We start from the raw sequence: 18,612 nt of genomic DNA on the forward strand, positions 1-18,612 counted from the left end.
GCCGCCGAAGCGTGGCGTTTCTCCTGACAGCAAAGGAGACCCGCCATGCCAGCCACTTCGAAAGCCCAGCAGAAAGCCGCCGGCGCCGCACTCTCCGCCAAACGCGGCGAGACCAAGAAAAGCGAACTCAAGGGCGCCTCCAAGGGCATGTATGAATCGATGAATGAAAAGCAGCTCGAGGAATTCGCCGAGACGAAGCGCAAGGGATTGCCGGAGAAAAAATCCTAAGGATTGAGCGCTCGAGCCAGACTACCTTGGAATGAAAAAGGGCCAGCGACGTTCGCTGGCCCGGGAATTGTGGCGTTGAACAGTCTTACCAGCGGCAGCGCCGTACTCTCTCGACGATCACCCTGCGATGGCCATGCCGCCACACCACTCGCTTCTTCACGACGATGCGGCAGACCTGCTTGTGGCCGTGCCAATGACGCGCCATGGCCGGCTCAGGGGCCACCGCCATCGACCCGGCAAGCACCGCGGCCCCTGCCAGGGTAAGGAAAAACTTCTTCATGCAATTAAGCTCCTCTAGCTCCAGTCCCTTCCTGGTGCCGCTGGCGCAAACCTCCCGCCACATCGGCATCGCATCAACGCCTTGGACGCTATACGGTTGCGTTGCGCCGCGCCACTCACAAGCTTGACACCGGTTAAATCTCGGTTTAACCAGCCGCCAACGCCGGGCAGCGATGTCCGGTGTTTGTTTTGTATACGCAAGATCTGTCACGACAATCGTTTCCGATCTTGTTTGAACTGACGTGTCCCGTGGGTTTTCCGCCGCGTTGCGTGGGAAAACCCTGTCAGGTCTCGAAAACGGAGGCCAGAGGAGGGCGCGTTTCCTTCACCCGGACCAAGAGGTGCCGGGTGTGTTGTCTTTGAAAGGGAATGCGATGAGCAAGCGCGAATCCGCGAAATACAAGATCGACCGCCGTCTCGGCGAAAATATCTGGGGCCGCCCTAAGTCCCCGGTCAACAAGCGTGAATACGGCCCCGGCCAGCATGGCCAGCGCCGCAAGGGCAAGCTTTCCGACTTCGGCCTGCAGCTCCGTGCCAAGCAGAAGCTGAAGGGCCACTACGGCGACGTGTCGGAAAAGCAGTTCCGCAAGGTCTATGAAGAGGCCGATCGCCGCAAGGGCGACACCTCGGAGAACCTGATCGGCCTGCTCGAATCGCGTCTCGACGCGGTTGTCTACCGCTCCAAGTTCGTGCCGACCATTTTCGCCGCCCGTCAGTTCGTCAACCACGGCCACGTCAACGTCAACGGCAAGCGCGTCAACATCGGCTCGTATCGCTGCAAGCCGGGCGATGTCGTCGAAGTGCGCGAAAAGTCGAAGCAGCTGGTGATCGTCCTGGAATCGGTTGGCCTCGCCGAGCGCGACGTGCCCGACTACATCGAAGCCGATCACAACAAGATGACCGCGACCTTCTCGCGCATCCCGGGCCTGGCGGACGTTCCGTTCGCCGTGCAGATGGAACCGAACCTGGTCGTCGAATTCTACTCGCGCTAAGCGAACGCTTTTTTGCGATACCGGAAAGGCCGCCCTCGAGGCGGCCTTTTTTGTTTCGGGCACCCGTTTTGCGGCGTGTCGCTAAAATCAATTTCGATTTTCCAGACAATGCGCTAAGCCGGGCGGAAGTCACATCCGGGGCCGTCGCGCCATGAACATGCAGCCAGACATCGAAACACTAGAACCGGCCGCCGAAGGCGGCTCTCACCCGCTGTTCGCCGATGTACCGTCCTCGGTCGAGTTCAACAAGCTGCGCAAGCGACTGCTGCGGCTGACCCGCCAGGCGATCGAGGATTTTTCGATGGTGAAGCCGGGCGAGCGCTGGCTGGTCGCGCTATCGGGCGGCAAGGATTCCTACGGTCTGCTGGCCATGTTGCTTGATCTCAAATGGCGCGGGATGCTGCCAGTCGAGTTGCTGGCCTGCAATCTCGACCAGGGCCAGCCGAATTTCCCCAAACATATCCTGCCCGACTATCTCGACACCAACGGCATAGCGCACCGTATCGAATACCGGGACACCTATTCGGTCGTGACCGACAAGCTCCCCGAAGGCAGCACCTATTGCTCACTCTGCTCGCGGCTGCGGCGCGGCCATCTCTACAGGATCGCGCGCGAGGAAGGCTGCTCGGCCCTGGTCCTCGGCCATCATCGCGAGGACATCCTCGAAACCTTCTTCATGAACCTGTTCCACGGCGGGCGGCTTGCCGCCATGCCGCCAAAACTGCTCAACGACGAAGGCGACGTCATGGTGTTGCGGCCGCTGAGCTACTGTGCCGAAATCGATCTGGAGAAATTCGCTGCCGCGATGCGGTTCCCGATCATCCCTTGCGATCTCTGCGGCAGCCAGGAAGGGCTGCAGCGCAACGCCATGAAAGCGATGCTCGAGGACATCGAAAAGCGCATGCCCGGCCGCAAGGACACCATGATTCGCGCTCTGTCCAACACCAGGCCGTCGCATTTGCTCGACCGAAAGCTGTTCGATTTCGCCGCCCTCAATGAAACCCTCGCGATCAGGCAAGACATTTCCGATGACATTTGACGACACCGCGATCGACTGGCTGGCCGGCATTCTGGCCGAGGCAGCCCAAGCCGAAATCATGCCGCGCTTTCGCCGACTGGGCGAGGGCGACGTCAGGCAGAAGACTTCCGCCGCCGACCTGGTGACGGAGGCCGATGTCAACGCCGAGCGGCTGATCGCCGCCAGGCTGCGCGAGCGCTATCCCTCTGCCATGGTGGTGGGCGAGGAGGCCTGCTCCGAAGATCCGGCGCTGCTCGACGGCTTGGGCGATGCCGAACTGGCGTTCACCGTCGATCCGGTGGACGGCACCTTCAATTTCGCGTCCGGCGTGCCGCTGTTCGGCGTCATGCTGGCGGTCGTGGTCAGGGGGGAGACGGTCGCGGGCATCATCCATGATCCGGTGGGCAAGGACTGGCTCATCGCCGCCAGGGGTGCCGGCAGTCATATCAGGCATGCCCATGGCAGCCTGGAGAAAGTGCGTGTGGCGGCGCCAGTGCCGATCTCGCAGATGACCGGCGCGGTGTCCTGGCAATATCTCGACGAACCGGAGCGCTCACGCTTGGCGCGCAACCAGACCAAGGCACTGTCGCAGTTCGCCTATCGCTGCGCTGCTCACGAATATCGCCTGCTGGCGAGCGGGCATGCGCATTTTGTCGTCTACAACAAGCTGATGCCCTGGGATCATCTGCCCGGCGTGCTGATCCATCAGGAGGCCGGCGGCCATGCCGCTCGGATCGACGGCAGCGCCTATCTGCCTTCGCATGTCGATGGCGGCCTGCTTGTCGCGCCGGACCAGGACAGCTGGCAGGAACTGCGCCGCGAGCTGTGGGCGGAATAGGACCAATTCCTGTGGCTTGAACCGTTGTATGATCGAGTCGGGCGTTTTGGCGGAGGCTCTCGGATGAAACCTCGGTTCGCAATTTTTGCGGCGGCTCTTGCCGTGGTGCCGTTTGCGAACGCGGCAATCGCGCAAGAACGCCCCTGTCACAGTCCCGATCCTATCGACACCATCAAGGAGATGTCGGACGCTATCTATGCCTGCTGGAAGCCGCCACCCGGAACCGCGGGCATGTCCTTGACCATCCAGTTCTCGCTTCGTCGCAACGGGACGCTGATCGGGACGCCTCGCGCCACCTATTCCGATCTGGGGGTCGATCCGCGGCTCAGCCGAGCCTTCGTGGCGTCCATTCTCAAGGCGCTCGACGACGCTCTTCCATTGCCCTTTTCAAATGGCATGGGCGGAGCGATCGCGGGGCGGATGCTCTCTCCTCGCTTCACGGCGGCGCTTGAACGCGCATCCTGACGCCACCAGCAGACGACAATCAATGCAGGTCGGTGACGTGGCCTGAAACGGGGGCGTTCTGCGGCTGGAACATCTTGCCGCGTTCCGCAAACAGGATCATCAGCAGCGCGGCCACCGAGACGCTGCAGAAACCGGCGGCTAGCGGCGTCACCGTGCCGTTGAAAGCCTGACCGATCAGCGTGCCGAGAATGCCGCCGAGAAAAGTCTGCATGAAACCCAGGATGGACGACGCCGTGCCGGCCAGCTGGCCAAGCGGCTCCATGGCCAACGCATTGAAATTGGCTCCAAGACAGCCAAACGGCAGCATGGCACTGGCAAAGAAGGTGATGAACAGCCAGAGCGGCATCTTCGTTTCCAGTGAAACCACCAGCCAAGCCAGGCTGATCACCAGAAACAGCAACAGCGCGCTTTGCGACAGGCGGCGCATGCCGACGCGGCCGACGAGGCGCGAGTTCAGATAGTTGGAGAAGGCGAGTACGCCCGCGACACCGGCGAAAATGACGGGAAACATCTCGCCGACGTCGAAGATGTTGACGTAGATTTGCTGCGCCGAGGCGATGAAGCCGAACATGGCGCCGAAGATGAAGGTGCTGGCGAAGGCATAGCAGAGCGCGATGCGGTTGGTGAGCACGATGCGGAAGCCGCCGAGGATGGATGAAACCGTCAGTGGCCGGCGATATTCGGGATGCAGCGTCTCGGGCAGGCGCAGCAGCGACCACGCCGAGACGATCATAGCTCCGACGGCCATGGTGACGAATATCCAATGCCAGGTCGCGAACAGCATGATGAACTGACCGATGCCTGGGGCCACGACCGGTATTGCCATGAACACCATGAAGATCAGCGACATGACTTCGGCCATACGCCGGCCGTCGAATGTATCACGCACGATCGAAACCGCTATGACGCGCGTGGCAGCCGCGCCAAGACCTTGCACGGCGCGGCATATTAAGAGCGTTTCGAAGCTCGGCGCGATGGCGGCCGCCGCGGCCGCCGCCACATAGATGATCAGGCCGCCGACGAGCGGCGAGCGGCGCCCGAACCGGTCCGAGATCGGCCCGAAGAACAGTTGGCCGCCGCCGAAACCCAGTATGTAGGCGGTGACCACATATTGCCGATGATTTTCGTTCTCGACCCCCAGCGAGGCACCGATCTGCTGCAGCGCCGGCAGCATGATGTCGATGGCCAGCGAATTGAGCGCCATCAGTGCCGCGCAGAGCGCGATGAACTCCCAGCGCGGAATCGGCAATTGGCTTGCCCGGGACACGGTGCTTGCCCCTTGCGGCGCTGATTTCTGCTGGTCCACGGCAAGTCCGATCTCTCAAACGAAAACGCGCCGGCGGGCCGGCGCATTTGGCTCGTCTTGGTCCCGGGATCCGGGCTTGTAAAATTGCCGAGGTGGGGCCGCCCCGGTGGCTTGGGCATGTCGATACCGACACGCCCAAAACGGAAGTCAGGCGGCGCCTTTGACGCTCACGCCCTTCTCGACCAGGAAGGTCTGCAATTCGCCGGCCTGGAACATTTCGCGGATGATATCGCAGCCGCCGACGAATTCGCCCTTGACGTAGAGCTGCGGGATCGTCGGCCAGTTGGAATAGTCCTTGATGCCCTGGCGCAGCTCGGCGGAGTCCAGAACGTTCACGCCTTTGTAGTCGGCGCCGATATAATCGAGGATCTGGACGACCTGGCCGGAAAACCCGCATTGCGGGAAGCCGGGCGTGCCCTTCATGAAAAGGACGACGTCGTTGCCCTTCACTTCATTGTCGATGTAGTCGTTGATGCCGCTCATGGAATATCCTTTCACGCCTGTGGGAGTCAGGCTCGAAACATGTCCCTCAAATAAACCCATAGGTTGCCCGAAACAAGACTTTAGCCATGCCATCACCCGAATGGCGCAAAGAATGGGCGGCTTTGGGCCAAGCGTGTCGGGTGGAATGCCTCAGTCGGGAACGCTGGTCTGCAGCGCCAGCGCGTGAAGCACGCCGCCCATATTGCCCTTCAGCGCGTCATAGACCATCTGATGCTGCTGGACCCGGCTTTTTCCGCGAAAGCTCTCGGCCACGACCTCAGCGGCGTAGTGGTCGCCGTCACCGGCGAGGTCGCGAATCGTCACACGGGCATCCGGTATGCCGTCCTTGATCAGTTTTTCGATGTCGTGGGCGTCCATTGCCATTGTGGAAATTCCTGTTTCGGAAGGGCGGCGGCGCGGCGGCCTATGTGATGAGAGTCGGGCAAGCCTAAAGCCTTTCCGATCCGGATTGAAGCGGTTCTGTCCAGTGTCCGTTCTGTTGGTGTTTCAGGCGATGGGTTCACCCGGCCCGTGCGCCGGCTCATCCTCGCGCATCGAGAAGGCGCGGCCAAGGCTGAAGACCAGCACGTAGAGCGGGAGGTTGACCGCCATGTTGGCGATCGGCAGATAGCTGGTCATTCGCCAGGCAGGCGAGAAGAACGGCTGGCCGTAACCATCGCAGACAAGTGAAGAGCCGTACTCCCACAGGGGCCCCAAAACGGCCGAGACGGCGAAAAGCTTGATGCAGGTGACGACGTGTCTTGTCCGCGCCTGGTCCGGCAGAAGCCGGTTCCAGAGCACCACGCAGACGATCGGAACCGCATAGATGAGGTTCTGCAGCACAAGCATGGGAAGCGTGCCGTTGGCCGCGGCGAGGAATTCTCCGCGCGTTTCCAGCCTGGGGCAAACCTCGCTCGATGTCGTCGAGAGCAGGAAGAAGACGAACGGCCCGAGGCACCAGAAGAAGAACAGCGACGGCCAGAAGACGACTGCAAGCAGCGCCCGGACGGCCAGTTTCTTATGATTGAGCAGGATCTCTGGACAAAACGGTTTTCCCTTCGTCCAAGAAAACCGGTTTCCACCTTTCGGGATCATGCCCTGGTCAACTGGCGTGATCCATGAAGCGCGGGAACCAGCCTTCATGGGCGGCGGTCAAGTCGCTGACCGGGATTGCCCTGGCATCGCCGAGCTTCAGCGCGGCGCCCCCGGTCGAGCCGATCCACGGCGCGAAAATACCGAGATCGCCCTGCTGCTTGCGGATGGCGTCCCATTCATCGCCATGCGGATCGATCGACAGCGTCAGGAGATAGCGGCCCTGGTCTTCGCCGAACCAGACCGGGATCGGATCGGTACCGACAAGCCCGGGAACGGTCGCGCCGATGCCCGACGCCATCGCCATTTCGGCCAGCGCCACCGCAATGCCGCCATCGGAGACGTCATGCGCCGCCGTGACGACGCCGGACGCGATCAACGAGCGCACATGGTCGCCGACACGCTTCTCGTGTTCGAGGTCGACCGGCGGCGGCGGGCCGTCGCTGCGGCCGTGGATATCCCTGAAATAGACGGACTGGCCAAGATGCGTTCCCCAGGAAGCCGGTGCGCCGACCAGCAGGATCATCTGGCCTTCCGCGGCGAAACCGATCCGCGCCATCTTCGACCAGTCTGATATCAGGCCGACGCCGCCGATGGTCGGTGTCGGCAGGATGCCTTGGCCGTTGGTCTCGTTGTAGAGCGAGACATTGCCCGACACGATCGGGAAACCAAGCGCCCGGCAGGCGTCGCCGATGCCTTTCACCGCGCCGACCAGTTGGCCCATGATCTCTGGCCGTTCGGGATTGCCGAAATTGAGATTGTCGGTAGCGGCGAGCGGCAGCGCGCCGGTGGCGGTCAGGTTGCGCCAGCATTCGGCCACCGCCTGCTTGCCGCCCTCGTAGGGGTCGGCTTCGCAATAGCGGGGCGTCACGTCGGAGGAGAAGGCCAGCGCCTTGGTTGGATGGCCCTCGACCCGCACCACGCCGGCGTCGCCGCCCGGAAGCTGCAGCGAATTGCCCTGGATCAGCGTGTCGTACTGTTCCCACACCCAGCGGCGCGAAGACAGGTCCGGTCCGCCAAGCAGCTTCAGCAGCGCATCGGCGAGGTCGGCCTGCGGGATATCGTTGGCGGCAAGCGGCGCCGGCTTCTTCGGCTCGACCCAAGGGCGATCGTATTCGGGAGCCTTGTCACCGAGATCCTTGATCGGCAGATTGGCGACCTCGTTCCCCTGGTGCCGCACGCGGAAGCGCAGATCGTCGGTGGTCTTGCCGACGATGGCGAAGTCGAGGCCCCATTTGTGAAAGATCGCCTCGGCCTCCTTCTCCTTTTCAGGGCGCAGCACCATCAGCATGCGCTCCTGGCTTTCCGACAGCATCATCTCGTAGGCGCTCATGCGCTCCTCGCGCACCGGCACCTTGTCGAGGTCGAGTTCGATGCCGAGGTCGCCCTTGGCGCCCATTTCGACCGCCGAACAGGTGAGGCCGGCAGCACCCATGTCCTGGATGGCGATCACGGCGCCCGAAGCCATCAGTTCGAGAGAGGCCTCCAGCAGGCATTTTTCGGTGAAGGGATCGCCGACCTGCACGGTCGGGCGCTTCTCGTCGATCTTGTCGTCGAATTCGGCCGAGGCCATGGTGGCGCCGCCGACGCCGTCGCGGCCGGTCTTGGCACCGAGGTAGACGACCGGTAGGCCGACGCCCTTTGCCTCGGACAGGAAGATGGCATCGGTCTTGGCAAGGCCCGCGGCAAAGGCATTGACCAGGATGTTGCCGTTGTAGCGGGCGTCGAAATTGACCTCGCCGCCGACCGTCGGCACGCCGAAGGCATTGCCGTAGCCGCCGACGCCGGAAACCACGCCCGCGACCAGATGCCTGGTCTTGGGATGGTCGGGCGCGCCGAAGCGCAGCGCGTTCATCGCCGCGATCGGCCGCGCGCCCATGGTGAAGACGTCGCGCAAGATGCCGCCGACGCCCGTCGCCGCACCCTGGTAGGGCTCGATGAAGGAGGGATGGTTGTGGCTTTCCATCTTGAAGACGACGCAGTCGCCGTCACCGATGTCGACCACGCCGGCATTCTCGCCCGGGCCCTGGATGACTTGCGGGCCGGTGGTCGGCAAGGTGCGCAGCCATTTCTTCGAGGATTTGTAGGAGCAGTGCTCGTTCCACATCGCCGAGAAGATGCCGAGTTCGGTGAAGCTCGGCTCGCGACCGACCAGGTCCAATATGCGCTGATACTCATCGGGCTTCAGCCCATGCGAGGCGATGAGGTCTGATGTGATCGGGACGGAATTGGAAGTGGTCATGGGCGTCGATTTATGTCCATGGAGCAGGGATTTTGAGTCTCCTCTTATCGCAAGCCTTGCGGCCGATACACCCGTCGGCTGAGGAAAAAGGCAGAAAGCTACAGGGGTGATGACCATGATGGTTGCGGCCAGGCCTTTTGGTGAGCAGCGAAAGGCGTCCACTCAGCTTTCAAGTCCCCGCAAAACCAAAATGGGGAACGCTCCGATGCCCCGGTCGTTAGGTCCCTATCACCGAGGAGACAGAATCATGGCTACCAAGCAAGGCAAGAACGACAATCGCCTCTCGGACAAGGAAGCTCTCCATATCGCGGAGACCACCGACGTTTCGCCGCGGCAGGCCAAGGAATTGGCTGAGAAGCACGGCAAGCAAAAGGCCGAGAAGGAAGCCAAGAACTTCAAGGCCGAAGGTTGATCCGGGTCTGGTTCTGACAAGTCCAGTGTCGCAAGTCGACGTCTCGAGGCAGCAGGGCGGGTGGCCGCGAACGGTTCAGGAAAAACTGTCGTAGCCCGCGCGGCCCTCGTCCAGCAGCCGCCTGATCACCGCGACGCCGCCGGCAACATCCTCGCGCCCGCTCGGCTGCGAGACACCGAAGCGCACCCCATGGAAAACCCGCTCCGAGCGCCCCGCCTTGAATTCATCCTCATCGTCGATCAGCACGCCATGCTCCAGGCAGGCATTCTTGAACGTGCCGGAAAGCCAGGGATCGGGCAGGGTGAGCCAGACGAACGGCACCTTGTCGTGCGATCTGAATGAGAAGCCCGCCAAACTTTCGCGCACTATGGACATGCGGGCGCTGATCTCCGCGATGCTGCGCTTGCGGATTTCGCTGGCCTGGCCGGAAAGCACCAGCCGGGCATTCACCTCCGCCAGCAGGAATGGCATGCCGCCCGTCATCATCTTGTGGGCGACCCGGATGCGATGGCGATAGGCGGGCGGGCAGGAGAGCCAGCCGCCGCGCAGTCCGGCGGCGACCGACTTCGACAGGCCGCCGGCGATGATGGTGCGCTCGGGCGCGAATTCGGCAAGCAGCGGTGTCGGGTCGTCGGTCAAATGGCCGTAGAGGTCATCCTCGATCAGGATGACGTTGTAATCACGGGCGATACGCGCGATCGCCTCGCGTCGCGCCGACGACAAGGTCACCAAGGTCGGATTCTGCGCCGTCGGTATCAGGAAGATCATCTTGGGGTGCTTTTGCGCGCAGACGCGTTCGAAATCCGCCGGATCGAGGCCTTCATCGTCCGATGCAACCAGCGCGGTGCGCCGGCCGATCAGGCCGGCGCTGCGGGAAATCTGCGAGTAGGTGAGGTGCTCGAAGGCGACATAGTCGCCGGGCGTGGTCAGGGCCGCGATCGCGGCCATCACCGCGGCGTGGGTACCGAGGGTAGGCACGATTGTATCGATCGTTGGCCGGAAGGCATTCCGGGACAGCCAACGGGCGCCGGCTTCGTACCAGCGATCCGGGAAGTCGCGCGTGTAACTTGAAATCTCATGCGGATGGTCCTGAGCGGTGCGCGACAGGACGTCGGCTACAACGGCGCCTTGGCCGATATCAGGGGCTGCCGTGCTGTCGAACCGCAACTTGCCCTTGGGGGCATCGACATAGCGCGTGCCTTCCACGCTGGTGTCGGGCGCCTCCGGCTTCGTAACTCCGATGTTCTGGCTAAGCACATAGGTCCCGCGTCCGACTTCGCCGCTGACGAGACCGCGCTCGCGCAGCAACTGATAGGCCCGCCCGACGGTGCCGACCGTGGCGCCGATGTCGTAGGCAAGGTCGCGCTGTGGCGGCAGTTTTGCCCCCGCGCCGATCACTCCTCGATCGATATCCGCCTCGATGGAATCCGCGAGACGCTGATACAGCGGGCCTGAACCGGTGAGATCTGGAATCCAATTTGTCATGGTGACAATTTTCTATATTGCACCGTTTTGGGAGTCAATACATACCGGCAATGCACCCAACCGAGGGTGCAATTGACATTTGGCAGAAAGAAAATGAATACAATCGGAACATTCCGCCACTCGGAAACCCAATTGCTCGGTCAGCCTGCTCGCCCGTCCGGGCAGCGCGGCTTCGCCGGCCGAATTGTGCATGTGGTCAGTTCGCTGGCGAAATGGATCGACCGCCTGCTGGAGCGCCGGCGCGGCCGACTGGCGCTGCTGGAGATGACCGACGATCAACTCAAGGACATCGGCATCTCACGCTGCGACGCTCACCGCGAAGGCATTAAGCCGCTCTGGGAATAGCGGCCCGTCTACCGGGCGCCTTTGCTCCCGAGGCGCCCGATAGCGTGGTCGACGAAAACGGCGACGACGCATATCACCAGGAAAAGTGTGGTTATGGCGAGCGCGGCCACGGCGACGCTCTCAACGCCGTTCCTGGCGACATCGAGGAAGGGATAGGGCACTTCGCCCGCCAGCGGCGCGCGCGCCAGCGCATAGGCCAGATAGGCGATGGGATAGAGCACCCACCAGGAGATGTCGCTCCATCGCGTCCTGCCATCGGCGCCCGATATCAGCCACCACAGCACGAACAGCACCGGCGTCACGTAGTGCAGCAGGATGTCGCAGAGCAGGAACAGGCCTTGCGGCTGCCAGAGCCGCGCCAGAACCGTGGCATAGACGATGAACACCAGGGTGATCGAAGCCGCGACGCCCGCGCGCATCCGCGGTCCGGCAAAGGCCGGCAGCCACGCATAGAAGCCGGATGACAACAGCGAGGCGTGGACCAGCACGGCGCCAATGTTGGTCAGGATGGTGAAGAAGCTGAAATAGAACACGATCGAGCCGAGCAGGCCGCGGCCCGCTACCATCGAAGCCGGAATGGTGATCGAGAACTGCAAAGCGAGCACTATCAGGCCAACAACCAATCCCGCGATCTGCAGGAACCGGCCCATGGCTGGCTCAGGCCGTGGCCGCGCAGGCCGGATTGCCCGCCTGCCAGCGCGCGACATCGGAGCTGATGCGTGCGCCGAGCGGGTCCTTCATCAACGGTCCGAAGACGTCGACACGGCTTGAATTGCCCTGTGCCTGCACGACCAGCAACGGTTTGCCGCCATAGTGCTTGGCCGGCACCAGAAGGAAGCGCGGGGTGCCGCTGAACGAGTTCAGTTCATTGGCCATCTGATACTGCCTGAAGGCCGGATCCTTGCTGGCGATCCAGCATTTGTGGGCCGATATCGCCACCTGTTCCATGGAGAGCAGCGCGGCGCTCTTGCCCGACGGCACGGGCGTGCTCTTGGGGCTCGATTGGCAAGATGCCAAGGCAAAGCCTGACACGGCGATCAGGGCGATCGTCCTGTTCTTGATCAAGCGGCACCCATTTCGAGTTCGGACAGAGAGATCTTCAGGCCGTCGGTCATCTCGCCCCACACCCTGGACAATGCCGGATGCTGCGAAGCGATCTGCTCATAGGCATCGAATCTGGGATAGGCGTCGAGCAGGTCGTGGCGGCCGGTCATGGCGCGGAAATTGTTGAAGATGAACCGCGTCGGCGTCAGCCAGGCATCGGCGAAACTGATGTCGCTGCCGAGCGCGAAGGGGCCTTGCGCCATGCGTGCCTCGATGGCGGCCAGCCCATGGTGCAGACGGGCGAATTGGGCGTCGATCTCGGCAATGTCGCGCTTCGGCACGAAATGCAGTTCGAAAAGCTTCATCGTCGGTGTGAGTACGTCGAGATCGACGATGCGGGCAAACATGCGCACCAGCGCGCGGTCCTTCGAATCGGGCGGCAACAGAGCCGGTTCGGGAAACCGTTCCTCGAGATATTCGGCGATCACCACCGATTCGACGATCGTTTCGCCCGAGCCGGTGATCAGAACCGGAATCCGGTTCATCGGCGAGATGGCGCGAAACGCCTCGGGGATCGGAAAACCGGGCGGAGGCGCGATGATCTTGATCGGCACGTCCTTGATATAGGACAGCGCCCGCACGATCGAAGAGTAGGGCGACAACGGCCGCGAATAGAGTTTCATGACCGTCTCTCCCTCACGCTATGATCTTGAATTGCCGCAATTCTTAAGGTTGCGGTTGCAAACTTCAAGCGGCAATGCCCAAGGCGCCTTCGAACAGCGCTCTGCCGTCATTGCCGCCATGCGCTGCTTCTATCAGATTCTCGGGATGCGGCATCAGGCCGAGCACATTGCCTTGTTCGTTGACGATGCCGGCAATGTCGTTGATCGAGCCGTTCGGGTTGGTGCCTTCGGCATAGCGGAACACCACCTGGCCTTCGCCCTCGAGACGGGCAAGTGTGTCGGCGTCGGCAAAGTAATTCCCGTCGTGATGCGCCACCGGCGAGCGGATGATCTGGCCCGGCTGGTAGCGACGCGTGAACATGGTGTTGGCGTTGGCGATCTCGAGCTTGACCTGCCGGCAGACGAATTTCAGCGAGGTGTTGCGCATCAGCGCACCTGGCAGCAGACCGGCCTCGACGAGAATTTGGAAACCGTTGCAAACGCCGATGACCATGACGCCCTTGGCCGCCTTTTCGGCGACCGCCCGCATGACCGGCATGCGTGCCGCGATCGCGCCGCAGCGCAGATAGTCGCCAAAGGAAAAACCGCCTGGGATGGCGATCAGGTCGACATCGGGAATTTCGGTGTCGGTCTGCCAGACGGTTGCCGGCGCCTGTCCGGAAATCTTGGTCAGCGCCGCGATCATGTCGCGGTCGCGGTTGAGGCCAGGGAGAAGGACGACGGCTGATTTCATTTTGGTTCGTAAGGCCTTTGTGCTTCGGCAAGTTCGCGCGGGTCGAGACGGCGCTCGATATGTTCTAGCCAATCATCCCGGCGAGCGAGCACGCCATAGATGTTCTTCACGTCACTCTCGGTGGCTATCAGATGACCGCGGATGGAGCCAAGCTCGGATTTTACCTCTCCGAGCGTCAAATCCATCCTGTCCAACCGTGATTGAATGGACTTGAGGCCTTCAAATATCAAAGCTTCCATCGCTCTCGGCCATCAGTTCCTCCGGCACAACTTCAGGTAAGCGTCACACTATAATTCTCAATTACAGTGTTCGCCAGCAGCTTGTCGCACATGGCCTTGAGATCGGCCTCGGCCTTGCCCTTGTCGCTTTCCGAAAGCTCGACGTCGAACACCTTGCCCTGCCGCACTTGGCCGACGCCATCGAAGCCCAGCCCCGACAGCGCGTGTTCGATCGCCTTGCCTTGCGGGTCGAGCACACCATTCTTGAGGGTGACGGTAATGCGGGCCTTGATCACGCTGGACATGCTCCTGTTCTGAACGTTGGGCGCAAGCCGGTGTCAGTGCGGCTTGCCTTTGAGGCCATCGGTCGAGGCGACAAGCACCGGACCGGTAGGACGCGGCGGCTCGTTCTCGTTCATGATGCCGAGGCGGCGGGCGACTTCCTGATAGGCCTCGACGAGGCCGCCCATGTCGCGGCGGAAACGGTCCTTATCGAGCTTGTCCTGCGTCGCCACGTCCCACAGGCGGCAGGAATCCGGCGAAATCTCGTCGGCCACGACGATGCGCATCATGTCGCCCTCGAACAGGCGACCGCACTCGATCTTGAAGTCGACGAGCTGGATGCCGACCCCCATGAACAGGCCGGAGAGGAAATCGTTGACGCGGATGGCCAGCGCCATGACGTCGTCGATCTCCTGCGGGCTTGCCCAGCCGAACGCCGTGATGTGCTCTTCCGAAACCATCGGATCGTCGAGCGCGTCGGCCTTGTAATAGAATTCGATGATCGAGCGCGGCAGGACGGTGCCTTCCTCGATGCCGAGGCGCTTGGACAGCGAACCGGCGGCGACATTGCGCACCACCACCTCGAGCGGGATGATCTCGACTTCCTTGATCAGCTGCTCGCGCATGTTGAGCCGGCGGATGAAGTGGGTCGGGATGCCCATGCGGTTCAAATGATTGAAGATGTATTCGGAAATGCGGTTGTTAAGTACACCCTTGCCGTCGATGACCTCGTGCTTCTTCTTGTTGAACGCGGTTGCGTCGTCCTTGAAGAACTGGATCAGCGTGCCCGGCTCGGGTCCCTCATAGAGGATCTTGGCCTTGCCTTCATAAATGCGGCGGCGATTTTTCATTTGAATTTTTCTCTGGATTTGCGGACAGGCGGCAAGCGACCACTTCCTGTCCGTCCGCCTGAATTAATGCGGCGACGGTGACGTTCAATGCCGGGTCTATCCCAATCACACCGTTTGCTCAATCGGCAAATCCTTTCAATCAACCGCTTTCGGGACTGAAATGCCGCAGCGCAGCATATGACGAAGCATATTGACCGGCCCGCGACCTTTTGGTTTGTGCTTCGGCAACACACATATCCATTGCCAACGAATCGGATTTGACCGGAGGGACGCCATGAGCAGCATGAAAGACCGCGAAGAGGGCTTCGAGCGCAAATTCGCATTCGACGAGGAGCTTCGGTTCAAGGCTTCGGCGCGGCGCAACAAGGCGCTTGGTCTGTGGGCAGCCGAAAAGCTCGGAAAATCCGGCGCCGATGCCGACGCCTACGCCAAGGAAGTCGTTGTTTCCGACATCGAGGAAGCCGGCGACCACGACGTGTTCCGCAAGATCCGCAAGGATTTCGATGCCGCCGGCGTCGAGCAGTCCGATCACCAGATCCGCCGCACCATGGACGAAATGATGGCGCAGGCGATCGAGCAGATCAAGAACACCTGATCCGGCCGCTTTCTGGCCCAATCGACCGCCCTGCCGATCCGGGCGGTTTTTCTTTGCCTTTGCGGCGGTTTCCGGCTGAAACTGCCGACGTTAACGAGGAAAGAGATTAGATGTCCCTGAAGTCCCGTCTTGCCGCAGATGAAACGCTGGTAACCGCCTGGTCGGGCGTGCCGGACGCCTTGACCGTGGAGATCCTCGCCAGGCAGGACTTCGATGCCGTGACACTCGACATGCAGCATGGCGGCCATCACGAGGACAGCGTCCTGCGCGGCCTGGCACCCGTGCTGGCCCTGGGCAAGCCGGCGCTGGTGCGCATTCCCGTTGGCCGTTTCGACATGGCCAGCCGTGCTCTCGATTTTGGCGCCGAAGCAGTCATTGCGCCGATGGTCAACTCGGTGGCCGATGCAAAGCTGTTCGCCGCGGCCATGAAGTATCCCCCGCTCGGCGAGCGCTCGTGGGGTCCGACCTATGCCTTTCCCCGCCATGGCAAGGGCGACTATGCCGAATGGCTGCGCGACGCCAATCAGCGCACCATGGCTTTTGCCATGGTCGAGACGCGCGCCGCGCTCGATGCGCTTGACGGTATCCTCGACACGCCGGGCATCGACGGCATTTTCCTCGGGCCGTCCGACTTCTCGATCGCCTGGACCAACGGCACCACGGTCAATTCGACGCTGGAAAGCATGATGGAGACGGTGGCTTCGGTTGCCGAGCGCACCCGCAAGGCCGGCAAGCATGCGGCGATCTATGTCGTTGAACCGGCTATCGCCGGCCGCGTCATGTCGATGGGCTATCGCCTGCTCGCCACGGGTTCCGAGCACGCGCTGATTTCATTGGGAGCAAGGACCTTGCTCAAGGACATGCGGGACTCGATCGGATCCTGAACCAGCGGACTGCTGTCGCCAGCGTGTTGCTCAGGCCTTTGCACCGCGAGCGCCGTGGCGGCCGATCCGCCGCGTCTGATCCTGTCGAACAAAGCGCCGAGCGCCTGGACCCACCAGTTGTTGAAAGCCATCAGCGGCAATGCCGCGAGGATCGACCCAGATATCGCGGCGGCAGCGCCGAGTGCGGCGGAGTCGCTTGCCAACAGCGCCCATGATCCCAACGAGCAGATAACGGGTACATGCACGAGGTAGAGCGGGAAAGACAGGTCGCCCAGGAAACGTGCGGCCTTGCCGGAGAGCCATGACGGTGGGTCATCCATGCTCAGCACGGCGTAAACCAGCATGATGCTTGCCGGGATGGCCACGCAAGCTTGCCGCAATCCGATATCGGAAGCTGCAATATCGAGCACGGCGAAGGGCCGGTATATTCCCACAGCATCTCCTGCATAACCCAGCAGCACCAGCGAAATAATCGCCATGGCCCCTCTCACCCATCGATTCGGGCGAAATCCCATGGCGAGAAGCGGATAGAGTAGGAGGCTGGCCGGAAAGGCACAAAAAAAGAAGCTGACTTGCACCGCCAAGAATACGCCTGTTGCTATGCAAAGCCAGGACAATAGCGCCCAGCGGCCTTGGAAGAAAAAGACGATCGGGGCGAGGGCGAAGGTCAGCATGCTGCCCCAGAACTCGATCGTCATGGTCCACAGGCTGCTGTCGTAATATTTGTCGCCGTAAATGAATGTCCGCCACGCTCCTTGCAGGAATGCGTCGGAGAAACTCGCTGTCTCCCGCGACAGTACCTTTGAAGCATTGCCGAATCTGCCGAGCCACTCAGATTGAGCGACCGCCGCTGCATCCTCGAAGAAATACAGATCGAGCTTGAAGATGACACAGGACGATAGAACCACAACAAGCACGGGTCCAGCCAGACGAGGCAAACGTTTGATCGCACCCAGCCGAAGGTCTTGTGCGTCGCGGGACTGGAAATAACGCTTCACAAGCACATAGGAAGAGAGGACGAAAAACAAGTAGACGGCAGAGCCGCCATTGAAAGCGAGGAAAGCCAGACTTGTCTTGAGCGATTGCGCAGCCGCCTCTTCGCCCGCCGCGGACGGCGCAAAAGCACACAAGATATGCCAATTGAGAACGATAAGCGCTGCGGCACCTCTCAAGAATTCGAGTGAAGCGTCCTTGCGCAAGCATTGACCTTTGTTTCAAGGGCGAAGAATTGGCAGCCCGGTTCAAGCACGGATGATCATCCAGAAAGCAATTTCCACTGCTTCTGAATAGTTAACGCTGGCCCTCTTAAATTATTATTTATTCGAGTCCTGCAGTTTGATCGAATGCCATCGTGCGTTGATTTTGGCGCGCCTCAGAGGTCCGTCAGAAACTTGGCGAAGGTCATCGATCCCTCGGGCCAGGGGCCAAAGCCTGAATCCTCGCTGAGATGGCCGGTTTCTCCGGCATCGATGAACAGCGAGCCCCAGGCGCCGGCGATGTCCTCGGCGACATCGAAAGGGCAGAAGGGGTCGTTGCGGCTGGCGATCACGATGGAGGGAAACGGCAGCGGTTCGCGAGGATAAGGGCCGAAGGTCATCAGATGTCTTGGCTTGATCTTGGGATTCGCGACGTCCGGCGGTGCCACGAAGAAGGCGCCGGCGACCGGCTTCCGGAACTGCGGAATGGCTTGTACGGCCGCGGCCACTCCAAGTGAGTGGGCGACGAGAACGACAGGTCTCTCGGCCTCGTTGACCGCCTTGGCCACACTCGCCGTCCAGTCCTCGCGTACCGGCTTCGACCATTCCGCTTGCTCGACGCGGCGCGCCGTGGACAGTTTCGATTGCCAGCGGGTCTGCCAATGCTCAGGCCCCGAATTGGTGTATCCGGGAATGATCAGAATATCTGCGTCCTTGACTTTCATGGCGCTCAGATAGCGAGCGCGATTGCCTCATGCAACCGTTGATGGGCAGGCTTCCGGTCGCAACGGTGAACACCATGTTCGCTTTTCGCTGTCTTGTGTGAACGATGAAGATCGACGATCTCTGTCGGGAGAGAAACAGCCGTGGAGGACCGGGATTTTGGCGCTGACACGACGTAGAATGATCGGCGCCGCTGGCCTCCTGGCTTTGGGAGCTTC

The 18,612-nt window shown here is 61.6% G+C and carries 25 protein-coding genes; 9 read left to right on the top strand and 16 right to left on the bottom strand.

From position 1 onward, the window contains the following. The first annotated feature begins 45 nt into the window (after positions 1–45). A complete protein-coding gene (locus tag FJ954_RS16750) occupies positions 46–228 on the top strand; it encodes a DUF3008 family protein (protein ID WP_015318153.1) in 183 nt (60 codons plus the stop codon). A gap of 85 nt (positions 229–313) precedes the next feature. Here FJ954_RS16750 and FJ954_RS16755 read toward each other — a convergent pair whose 3' ends face one another. Next, positions 314–508, bottom strand: a complete 195-nt coding sequence (locus tag FJ954_RS16755; RefSeq protein ID WP_041163853.1) for a hypothetical protein — start codon at positions 506–508, stop codon at positions 314–316. Positions 509–881: 373 nt separating this feature from the next. Here FJ954_RS16755 and rpsD point away from each other — a divergent pair, with 373 nt between their 5' ends. From rpsD to FJ954_RS32025, 4 genes are all read left to right on the top strand, one after another. After that, positions 882–1,499 (top strand): 30S ribosomal protein S4, encoded by a 618-nt coding sequence (rpsD, locus tag FJ954_RS16760; protein ID WP_015318151.1) that lies wholly within the window; start codon positions 882–884, stop codon positions 1,497–1,499. A 151-nt stretch (positions 1,500–1,650) separates the two neighbouring features. Next, entirely contained in the window at positions 1,651–2,538 is an 888-nt protein-coding gene (gene ttcA, locus FJ954_RS16765) for a tRNA 2-thiocytidine(32) synthetase TtcA (RefSeq protein ID WP_140662024.1), read from the top strand. After that, positions 2,528–3,355 (top strand): inositol monophosphatase family protein, encoded by an 828-nt coding sequence (locus FJ954_RS16770; protein ID WP_140662025.1) that lies wholly within the window; start codon positions 2,528–2,530, stop codon positions 3,353–3,355. Before ttcA ends, FJ954_RS16770 begins: the two co-directional genes overlap by 11 nt. 231 nt (positions 3,356–3,586) lie before the next feature. Continuing rightward, complete coding sequence (locus FJ954_RS32025; protein ID WP_224582991.1) at positions 3,587–3,820, top strand: hypothetical protein; 234 nt, start codon at positions 3,587–3,589, stop codon at positions 3,818–3,820. Between the two features lie 19 nt (positions 3,821–3,839). Here the strand turns inward: FJ954_RS32025 and FJ954_RS16780 are convergent, their stop codons facing one another. The 5 genes from FJ954_RS16780 to purL all read right to left on the bottom strand — a co-directional run bounded on the left by FJ954_RS16780 (position 3,840) and on the right by purL (position 8,943). After that, positions 3,840–5,063: a multidrug effflux MFS transporter gene (locus FJ954_RS16780; RefSeq protein ID WP_181173934.1), complete on the bottom strand. Its 1,224-nt coding sequence runs from the start codon at positions 5,061–5,063 to the stop codon at positions 3,840–3,842. A gap of 210 nt (positions 5,064–5,273) precedes the next feature. Then, positions 5,274–5,609 carry a Grx4 family monothiol glutaredoxin gene (grxD, locus tag FJ954_RS16785; RefSeq protein WP_013895877.1) on the bottom strand — a complete coding sequence of 112 codons (336 nt, stop codon included), beginning with the start codon at positions 5,607–5,609 and terminating at the stop codon, positions 5,274–5,276. A 150-nt stretch (positions 5,610–5,759) separates the two neighbouring features. Next, the gene (locus tag FJ954_RS16790; protein ID WP_015318146.1) at positions 5,760–5,993 is read right to left on the bottom strand and encodes a BolA family transcriptional regulator; all 234 of its coding nucleotides are present in this window, start codon (positions 5,991–5,993) and stop codon (positions 5,760–5,762) included. Between the two features lie 123 nt (positions 5,994–6,116). Next, positions 6,117–6,704, bottom strand: a complete 588-nt coding sequence (locus tag FJ954_RS16795; RefSeq protein ID WP_246681076.1) for a hypothetical protein — start codon at positions 6,702–6,704, stop codon at positions 6,117–6,119. Between the two features lie 7 nt (positions 6,705–6,711). Then, positions 6,712–8,943: a phosphoribosylformylglycinamidine synthase subunit PurL gene (gene purL, locus FJ954_RS16800; protein ID WP_140662026.1), complete on the bottom strand. Its 2,232-nt coding sequence runs from the start codon at positions 8,941–8,943 to the stop codon at positions 6,712–6,714. A 247-nt stretch (positions 8,944–9,190) separates the two neighbouring features. Here purL and FJ954_RS31585 point away from each other — a divergent pair, with 247 nt between their 5' ends. After that, the gene (locus FJ954_RS31585; protein ID WP_181177830.1) at positions 9,191–9,355 is read left to right on the top strand and encodes a hypothetical protein; all 165 of its coding nucleotides are present in this window, start codon (positions 9,191–9,193) and stop codon (positions 9,353–9,355) included. Between the two features lie 75 nt (positions 9,356–9,430). Here the strand turns inward: FJ954_RS31585 and FJ954_RS16805 are convergent, their stop codons facing one another. Further along, positions 9,431–10,840 (bottom strand): PLP-dependent aminotransferase family protein, encoded by a 1,410-nt coding sequence (locus FJ954_RS16805; protein ID WP_140662027.1) that lies wholly within the window; start codon positions 10,838–10,840, stop codon positions 9,431–9,433. Positions 10,841–10,933: 93 nt separating this feature from the next. Between FJ954_RS16805 and FJ954_RS16810 the strand changes: the two genes are divergently transcribed. Continuing rightward, on the top strand, positions 10,934–11,185 hold the full coding sequence (locus FJ954_RS16810) for a DUF1127 domain-containing protein (RefSeq protein WP_041163466.1): 252 nt from the start codon (positions 10,934–10,936) through the stop codon (positions 11,183–11,185). Between the two features lie 8 nt (positions 11,186–11,193). Here the strand turns inward: FJ954_RS16810 and FJ954_RS16815 are convergent, their stop codons facing one another. The 7 genes from FJ954_RS16815 to purC form a co-directional block, all read right to left on the bottom strand. Continuing rightward, on the bottom strand, positions 11,194–11,835 hold the full coding sequence (locus FJ954_RS16815; protein ID WP_140662028.1) for a Pr6Pr family membrane protein: 642 nt from the start codon (positions 11,833–11,835) through the stop codon (positions 11,194–11,196). Between the two features lie 7 nt (positions 11,836–11,842). Continuing rightward, positions 11,843–12,250, bottom strand: coding sequence for a hypothetical protein (locus FJ954_RS16820; RefSeq protein WP_140662029.1), 408 nt, complete (start codon positions 12,248–12,250; stop codon positions 11,843–11,845). Next, a complete protein-coding gene (locus tag FJ954_RS16825; RefSeq protein WP_140662030.1) occupies positions 12,247–12,912 on the bottom strand; it encodes a glutathione S-transferase family protein in 666 nt (221 codons plus the stop codon). The genes FJ954_RS16820 and FJ954_RS16825 overlap by 4 nt, the downstream gene beginning before the upstream one ends. Positions 12,913–12,976: 64 nt before the next feature. Beyond that, positions 12,977–13,645 carry a phosphoribosylformylglycinamidine synthase subunit PurQ gene (gene purQ / locus FJ954_RS16830; protein WP_015318137.1) on the bottom strand — a complete coding sequence of 223 codons (669 nt, stop codon included), beginning with the start codon at positions 13,643–13,645 and terminating at the stop codon, positions 12,977–12,979. Further along, positions 13,642–13,884: a hypothetical protein gene (locus FJ954_RS16835; RefSeq protein WP_140662031.1), complete on the bottom strand. Its 243-nt coding sequence runs from the start codon at positions 13,882–13,884 to the stop codon at positions 13,642–13,644. Before FJ954_RS16835 ends, purQ begins: the two co-directional genes overlap by 4 nt. Positions 13,885–13,916: 32 nt before the next feature. Next, the gene (gene purS / locus FJ954_RS16840; RefSeq protein WP_015318135.1) at positions 13,917–14,159 is read right to left on the bottom strand and encodes a phosphoribosylformylglycinamidine synthase subunit PurS; all 243 of its coding nucleotides are present in this window, start codon (positions 14,157–14,159) and stop codon (positions 13,917–13,919) included. Positions 14,160–14,201: 42 nt separating this feature from the next. Next, positions 14,202–14,996 carry a phosphoribosylaminoimidazolesuccinocarboxamide synthase gene (gene purC / locus FJ954_RS16845; protein ID WP_013532127.1) on the bottom strand — a complete coding sequence of 265 codons (795 nt, stop codon included), beginning with the start codon at positions 14,994–14,996 and terminating at the stop codon, positions 14,202–14,204. 274 nt (positions 14,997–15,270) lie between these two features. On the opposite strand from purC, the gene FJ954_RS16850 reads away from it, so the two are divergent. Both FJ954_RS16850 and FJ954_RS16855 read left to right on the top strand, forming a co-directional pair. Further along, on the top strand, positions 15,271–15,591 hold the full coding sequence (locus FJ954_RS16850; protein ID WP_015318134.1) for a DUF1476 domain-containing protein: 321 nt from the start codon (positions 15,271–15,273) through the stop codon (positions 15,589–15,591). Positions 15,592–15,701: 110 nt separating this feature from the next. Next, positions 15,702–16,475 (top strand): HpcH/HpaI aldolase/citrate lyase family protein, encoded by a 774-nt coding sequence (locus tag FJ954_RS16855; protein ID WP_140662032.1) that lies wholly within the window; start codon positions 15,702–15,704, stop codon positions 16,473–16,475. Here the strand turns inward: FJ954_RS16855 and FJ954_RS16860 are convergent. Both FJ954_RS16860 and FJ954_RS16865 read right to left on the bottom strand, forming a co-directional pair. Beyond that, positions 16,382–17,674 carry an acyltransferase gene (locus FJ954_RS16860; RefSeq protein ID WP_140662033.1) on the bottom strand — a complete coding sequence of 431 codons (1,293 nt, stop codon included), beginning with the start codon at positions 17,672–17,674 and terminating at the stop codon, positions 16,382–16,384. The two genes, FJ954_RS16855 and FJ954_RS16860, sit on opposite strands and share 94 nt — an antisense overlap. Positions 17,675–17,847: 173 nt before the next feature. After that, entirely contained in the window at positions 17,848–18,396 is a 549-nt protein-coding gene (locus FJ954_RS16865; RefSeq protein WP_140616988.1) for an alpha/beta hydrolase, read from the bottom strand. Positions 18,397–18,612 lie beyond the last annotated feature (216 nt).

Origin of the sequence: Mesorhizobium sp. B2-3-15 (assembly GCF_006442875.1) — a bacterium.
Classification (GTDB): domain Bacteria; phylum Pseudomonadota; class Alphaproteobacteria; order Rhizobiales; family Rhizobiaceae; genus Mesorhizobium; species Mesorhizobium australicum.